Raw genomic sequence first — 4,480 nt, 5'->3', positions numbered from 1 at the left:
GTGTTCCAGCGCTACACGCTGTTTCCGCATCTGAGCGTCGCCGAGAATGTCGCCTTTCCGCTGCGCGTGCTCATTTCTATCTCGCCAATGTCAGATCGACGAAGCCGTCGACGAACAGCGACAGCATGGTGCCGACGGCGAAATAGAAGATGATCATGCCGCCGGCGATGATGAAGGGCTGGGAGATGAAATAGATCGGGATCTGCGGCGTCAGCTTGTTGACGAAGCCGATCGTCAGATTGACGAGAATAGCATAGGCGACGAACGGGCTGCCGAGGCGGATGACCAGGAAGAACGTGTCCGACACCGTGTCGGTGACATCGACGAGGGCGGCCTGCGGGTTGAAGAAGACGTTGACCGGCGCGACCGTGTAGGAGGAAACCAGCGCGCGTATTATCTCGTGGTCGAAATCGAAGACGAACAGCATCAACAGCGCCGAGAACGAGATGATTGCGGCAAGGGCTGCCTGGGGTTCGGGCTCCTCGATCGCCGGTCCGCCGGTGCCGCCATAACCGACCAGCATGGCGATGGCCGAGCCCATGAAGCGCAGGGCTTCCATGTAGAGCCTGGTCATGGCGCCGATCAGGCCGCCGACCAGAAGTTCCGAGATGATCATCGGCACAAGGATCTGCGGGCGCGGGTCGACGAAAGGAAAGATCTTGTCCCACAGAAAGGCGAGCAGGCCGCCGGTGGCGGCGACCGCCACGAACAACCTGACCTGGACCGGGACGCGGGCGCTGGAGAGGCCCGGCATCAGCATGAAACAGGCGCCGATGCGGCAGAAGGCGAGGAACGCCGCGATGACGACGCCTTGCGACAGCACGCTCACGATATGGTTCCGAGCACCTTGATCTCGACGCCCTTGGCGATTTCGACATGGCTGAGCACCGGCAGCGTGGTGAACAGGCGCTCGATGATCATGCGCACATAGGGGCGGGCGTCGGGCGCGGTGACGAGGACGAAACGCTCGCCGGCTTCCAGATATTTCTTGATCGCCTTGGTGGCGTCCTGGCCGAACTCCTCGAGCTGACGCGGGTCGATGTCGAATTCGCGCACCTCGCCCTTGGCGTCGCGCTTGAGGCTCTGGTGGAAGGCGAGATCCCAGCGGTTGCCGAGGCGCAGCACTTTCAGCACGCCGCCCTCGGACAGGTCGCCGCATATCTGCTGGGCCATGCGGATGCGGACATGCTCGACGATCTGCTCGGTGCGGCGCACATGCGGCGCGATCTCGGCGATCGCCTCGATGATCAGGTGCAGATTGCGGATCGAGACGCGCTCGGCGAGCAGCAGCTTCAACACCGCCTGCAGGCCGGGATAGGAGATGTGCGTGGTGCAGATCTCGTCGGCGAGCTTGCGGTATTCCTGGTCCTGGCGTTCGAGCAGCGCCTTCATGTCCTTGTAGGACAGAAGCTGCGGCAGGTTGTTGCGGATGACCTCGGAGAGATGGGTGAGCAGCACCGACATGTTGTCGGCGAAGGTGTAGTTCTCGCGCTTCAAATCCTCGGCGAAGGCTTCGACCACGGAATAGGCGCGCATGCCGAAGGCCGGCTCGCGGATTTCCTCGCCCGGTATCTCGGGTATGTCGCGGTTGCCGAGCAGCACCATGATCTCGCCGACGCGCATCTGGTACTCGGCCACCACGGTGCCGTGCACCTTGATCTGGTAGCTCTTCGGCGGGATGGCGAAATCGTCGGCGACGCGCACTTCCGGCACGACGAAGCCGTACTGGGTGGCGAATTTCTTGCGCATCTTGCCCATGCGGAAAACCAGTTCCTGATGCGACGTCAGCAGCCTTGTCGACAGCTGCTTGCCGATCAAAAGCTCGATCTCGGCGGTGGCGAGCGAAGCCTTGACCGAGTTCTTCTCCTCTTCGACCTTGGTCGCCTTTTCCTGATCCTTGATCGCCTCGGCTTCGGCGACGGCGCGGTTGGCGCGCATCGGGATGACGTAGCCGAGACCGGCCATGCCGGCGGCGAGCGCAAAGAACGGGAACAGCGGCAGGCCGGGCATCAGGCCGAGCAGCACCAGCAGCGATGCCGCGACATAGAGGGCGCGCGGGTGGGCACCGAGCTGGCCGAACACCGCCTGGTTGGTCGAGCCGCGGGTGCCGCCCTTGGAGACGAGCAGGCCGGCGGCGAGCGACACGATCAGTGCCGGGATCTGGGTGACGAGGCCGTCGCCGACCGACAGCTTGATGAACACGTCGGCGGCTTCGCCCATGCCCATACCGTGCCTGATGTAGCCGATGGCGATGCCGCCGACGATGTTGATGGCGGTGATGATGAGGCCGGCGATGGCGTCGCCGCGCACGAACTTCGAGGCGCCGTCCATCGAGCCGAAGAAAGAAGATTCTTCTTCCAGCTCGCGGCGGCGCAGCTGCGCGGTCTTGTCGTCGATCATACCGGCCGACAGGTCGGCGTCGATCGACATCTGCTTGCCTGGGATGGCGTCGAGGGTGAAGCGCGCGCCGACTTCGGCGATACGGGTGGCGCCCTTGGTGATGACGATGAAGTTCACCACGATCAGGATCATGAAGACAATCAGGCCGATGACGAAGTCGCTGGCCATCACCAGCTTGGAGAAGCCGGCGATGACATAGCCGGCGGCATGCGTGCCCTCATTGCCGTGCGACAGGATCATGCGCGTGGTGGCGATGTTGAGCGACAGCCTGAGCATGGTGGCGATGAGCAGCACGGTCGGGAAGGACGAGAAATCGAGCGGCCGCTGGATCCACAGCGCCACCATCAGGATCAGCACCGAAAGCGCGATCGAGAAGGCGAGGCCGACGTCGATGAGAAAGGCCGGAATCGGCAGAAACAGCACGGCCAGGATGATGACGATGCCGATGGCGAAGAAGACGTCGCGGCCGTTCTTGGCCACCGCGCCGGGCTGAATGCTTTCGCTGATCGCCATATCGTCCTCAAACCCCATAGACTGCCGAGCGCGCGACAGCCCTGTAAAGGTAGCCCGCCAAGCTTGCGCGAGGGTGGGAGACTGGCTAGTTCGAACGACCATGCGCAGGTCGCCGTGTCGGCCGGCCTCGCTAGGAAGGGAAACCCATGCTTCTGATCATCGGCACCATCCGCCTGCCGCCAAACAAATTGGAGGAAGCTAAGCCCGCTATGGAACGCATGGTTTCCGGCAGCCGCGCCGAGCCCGGCTGTCTCGAATATTCCTATGCGCAGGATGTTTTCGATGCCGGGCTCATCCGGGTCACGGAAGTCTGGAGTGACAGGGCAGCGCTCGACGCGCATTTCGCCTCGCCGCACATTGCGGACTGGCGTGCGAGCTGGCCGGCGCTAGGCATAGGCGAGCGCAACCTCGTGCTCTATGAAGCCGGCGAGCCCATGCCGACCTGAACGGTCCGTCAGCCGATCGATATCGCGCCAGCTGTCGCCAATATGGTGTCTGCCGGCATAGTGGTTGCCATGCCGTGCCGCCGGGCGTATCAGGCTGGCTTTCCACTGCCTTTCGATATCGGCGAGCCGCCCCGGTGCTTTCCAGAAACCACAGCGAAGTCTACGCCCGCCGGCTGCGCGCGGTGCTGATCAGGTCGTTGCCTCTGCTCGAGGCACGCGGCATCGTGGTGGTCGTTCTCGCCGGTGTCGTAGGCGTGATGGCGGGCATATTGGTCACGGCGATGAGCCAGATCGTGCAGGACCTGCACGGGCTGCTGTTCGGCGTTCAGCCAGGCGGCCGGCTTTCCGGCATGTTCTCGCTCGCCAATCCGATGCAGGCGCTGATACCGGCGATCGGCGGCATGCTGCTGGGGCTGACGGTGGTCTGGCTCAGGATACGGAAATTCCGCACGCCGATCGACCCGATCGAAGCCAATGCGCTCTATGGCGGGCGCATGTCGCTGACCGACACCTTCATCATCGCCGGCCAGACGATGATCTCCAGCGGTTTTGGCGCCTCGGTCGGGCTGGAAGCCGGCTATACGCAGGTTGGCTCCGGGCTGGCATCGCGGCTGGCGGGCATCTTCAGGCTGCGCCGCAACGATGTCCGCATCCTGGTCGGCTGTGGTGCGGCCGGCGCCATCGCCGCCGCCTTCGATGCACCGCTGACCGGCGCCTTCTACGGCTTCGAACTGGTCATCGGCATCTACTCGGTTGCCAATGTCGCGCCAGTCTTGACAGCCGCGATCTGCGCCTCGCTGACGGCAGAGATGTTCGGCGGCGTGCCGTTTCCGCTCGAGCTTTCGGGTCTGCCGGCGCTCACCGCCAGCCAGTATGTGCCGTTCCTGCTGCTCGGCCTGCTCGGCGGTGCCGCCTCGATCGCCATCATGCATCTGGTGACACTGATCGAGCGCGGTTTCGCCAGGCTGTCGATCGATGCGGCGCTGCGCCCCGTCATCGGCGGAGTCATCGTTGGCTTGTTGGGGCTGATCACGCCGCAGGTCCTGTCCAGCGGCCATGGCGCGCTGCATCGCGAATTCTCGATGAATTACGGGCTGGCCGTGGTGGCCAGCGTCTTCGTG

The 4,480-nt window shown here is 63.9% G+C and carries 4 protein-coding genes; 2 read left to right on the top strand and 2 right to left on the bottom strand.

Annotated features, from left to right (window positions below; translation table 11 throughout):
• Window positions 1–76: 76 nt before the first annotated feature.
• Together fliR and flhA are read right to left on the bottom strand one after the other, a co-directional pair.
• Window positions 77–829, bottom strand: a complete 753-nt coding sequence (gene fliR, locus EN893_RS20230; RefSeq protein ID WP_023810025.1) for a flagellar biosynthetic protein FliR — start codon at window positions 827–829, stop codon at window positions 77–79.
• A complete protein-coding gene (flhA, locus tag EN893_RS20225) occupies window positions 826–2,913 on the bottom strand; it encodes a flagellar biosynthesis protein FlhA (protein WP_127269778.1) in 2,088 nt (695 codons plus the stop codon). Before flhA ends, fliR begins: the two co-directional genes overlap by 4 nt.
• A gap of 146 nt (window positions 2,914–3,059) precedes the next feature.
• Here flhA and EN893_RS20220 point away from each other — a divergent pair, with 146 nt between their 5' ends.
• Together EN893_RS20220 and EN893_RS20215 are read left to right on the top strand one after the other, a co-directional pair.
• Window positions 3,060–3,359 (top strand): putative quinol monooxygenase, encoded by a 300-nt coding sequence (locus tag EN893_RS20220; RefSeq protein WP_127269780.1) that lies wholly within the window; start codon window positions 3,060–3,062, stop codon window positions 3,357–3,359.
• Window positions 3,360–3,493: 134 nt separating this feature from the next.
• Window positions 3,494–4,480, top strand: a 987-nt coding sequence (locus tag EN893_RS20215; RefSeq protein WP_164900977.1) for a chloride channel protein, incomplete at its 3' end; no start/stop codon positions are given.

It is taken from the genome of Mesorhizobium sp. M7A.F.Ca.CA.004.04.2.1 (assembly GCF_004022825.1).
GTDB lineage: Bacteria > Pseudomonadota > Alphaproteobacteria > Rhizobiales > Rhizobiaceae > Mesorhizobium.
The sequence above is the reverse complement of the archived record's forward strand: the minus strand, read 5'-3'. Positions and strand labels throughout refer to the sequence as shown.

Excerpts from the sequence above, each read along its gene's own strand:
- flhA (WP_127269778.1), bottom strand. The coding sequence starts at position 2,913 with ATGGCGATCAGCGAAAGCATTCAGCCCGGCGCGGTGGCCAAGAACGGC.
- EN893_RS20220 (WP_127269780.1), top strand. The coding sequence starts at position 3,060 with ATGCTTCTGATCATCGGCACCATCCGCCTGCCGCCAAACAAATTGGAG.